Raw genomic sequence first — 2,154 nt, 5'->3', positions numbered from 1 at the left:
GGTGGCGGGAGACGGGTGGGCGGGCGGTGTGGCGAGGGGTGGTTCCCCGGGCCGGGCGTGATGGTTGTCACGAGCTGTTCCTGGTGGGTCTCAGGGCTTGAAGGTCACCGGAAGACGGGCCGGCGTGCTTCCGGTGGGCGGTACTTGGAGCGTCTTGAGGGCGAACTCCATCACTTCCTTGTAGATGGGACCGCAGATCTGGCCACCGAAGTAGCTGCCCTTGGTGGCGTTCTGGATGGCGCAGTAGACGGTGACGCGCGGCTTGTCGGCGGGTGCGAAGCCGGCGAACGACGAGGTGTAGCCCTTGTAGCGGCCGGTCATGGGGTCGACCCGGTTGGCCGTGCCGGTCTTGCCCGCGACGCGGTAGCCGGGGATGCGGGCCTTGGTGCCGGTGCCCTCTTCGTCGTCGACGACGGATTCGAGCATGTGTGCCACGGTCTTCGCGGTCCTGTCGCTGACCACGCGGGTCTTCTTCGGCTTGGACGCGGGCTGGAAGCGGCCGTCGGGGCCCTTCGTGCCGCGCACCAGCGTGGGCTCGACGCGTACGCCGCCGTTGGCGATGGTCGAGTAGACCGAGGTCGCCTGCATCGCGTTGATCGAGACGCCCTGGCCGAAGGGGATCGTGAACTGCTGCGAGGTGGACCACTTCTCGGCGGGCGCGAGGATTCCGGAGGTCTCGCCGGGGAAGCCGAGCCCGGTGTCCTTGCCGATGCCGAACTTGCGCAGATACGAGTAGAGGACGTCGTTGGCCTCGCGCTGGGTCTTGCCGAGCTCGCCGGTGGCCAGGATCGTGCCGATGTTGGACGACTTGGCGAGCACGCCGTTGAGCGTGAGGTGCCAGGTCGGGTGGTCGATGTCGTCCTGGAAGAGGCGGTCGCCGCGGTGCAGCCGGTTGGGCACGGTGACGTGCGTGCCGGGCGTGGCCGCGTTCTCCTCCAGGACGGCGGCCATCGACATGACCTTGGCGGTGGAGCCGGGCTCGAAGGCGTCCTGGAGCGCGGCGTTGCCGAGGGCGGCGCCGTTGGCCTGCGAGAGGTCGTTCGGATCGAAGCCGGGGGCGTTGGCCATGGCCAGGACCTCGCCGGTCTGCGTGTCCTGCACTATCACGTAACCGCGGTCCGCCTTGGACTTCTTGACCTGCTCGGTGATGGCGTTCTGCGCGGCCCACTGGATGTCGCGGTCGATGGTGAGCTCGACGTCGGAGCCGGGCACGGCGGGCGTCTCCGTGGAGCCCGCGGTCGGCACGCGCCGGCCACCGGACTGGGCGTAGCGGATCTTGCCGTCCTCGCCCGCGAGCCGCTTGTCGAGCTGCTGCTCCAGGCCGCCCGCGCCCTTGCCGTCGGCGTTGACCCAGCCCAGTATCCCGGCGGCCAGGTCGTCGTTCGGGTAGACCCGCTTGCTGCTCGGGTCGGCGAGGACGCCGGCGAGGACGTTCGGGGATCCGGGGTCGGCGCCCGCCTTCTCGGCGAGCGCGCCGCGCAGGTCCTTGATCTGCTTCCAGACCTGCGGGGTCTGGCGGCGGGCCAGCAGGACGTAGCGCGTGTCCGGCGTCCTGAGCTTCTTGGCGAGCTCGTCGGCGTCCTTGCCGAGGATGGGCGCGAGCAGCGCGGCCGCCTGCTCGGGCGCGTCCTTGGTCCTGGTCTCCTTCGGCGCGAAGAGCGTGGGGTCGGCCGTGATGTCGTACGCGTCCACGCTGGCGGCGAGTTCGACGCCGCCGCGGTCGGTGATCCGGCCGCGCTCGGCGGCCAGGGTGTGCGTGAAGTAGCGGTTCTTCTCCGCCTTGGCCGCGTACGCGCTCGCGTCGACGGCCTGGACCTGGAGCAGCCGTACGACGAAGGCCAGCATCACCAGCGTCAGGCCGAGACTGACCATGCGCAGGCGCGGCCGGGGGCTGCCCAGGCGGATGGTCCGGGTCCGGCTCTTGGCGGCGGGCCTGCGGGCGTCGGGGCGGCGGCCTGCGGGGCGCCCGCCGGACGCCGGGCGGCGGGGCGCGGCGGGCCTGGCGGGGCGCGCGGGCCCCGCGGGTCCTGGCACCCGGCGCCGCGGGGGTTCCCTGTCGGACACTGAACGTCACCTGCCGGGGGTCGTCGTGGGGCCGGGCTTCGTGGGCTGTGCGGAGGCCGGGGCGGGCTGCGGGACGGCGCTCGGCTGCGC

1 protein-coding gene is annotated in these 2,154 nt (G+C 72.1%); it reads right to left on the bottom strand.

Annotation, left to right across the window (positions count from 1 at the left end):
• Positions 1-90: 90 nt before the first annotated feature.
• Positions 91-2,064 carry a peptidoglycan D,D-transpeptidase FtsI family protein gene (locus tag AOK22_RS38390; RefSeq protein WP_079037114.1) on the bottom strand — a complete coding sequence of 658 codons (1,974 nt, stop codon included), beginning with the start codon at positions 2,062-2,064 and terminating at the stop codon, positions 91-93.
• Positions 2,065-2,154: the final 90 nt, after the last annotated feature.

It is taken from the genome of Streptomyces silaceus, assembly GCF_001419745.1.
Lineage (GTDB): Bacteria > Actinomycetota > Actinomycetes > Streptomycetales > Streptomycetaceae > Streptomyces > Streptomyces silaceus.
The sequence above is the reverse complement of the archived record's forward strand: the minus strand, read 5'-3'. Positions and strand labels throughout refer to the sequence as shown.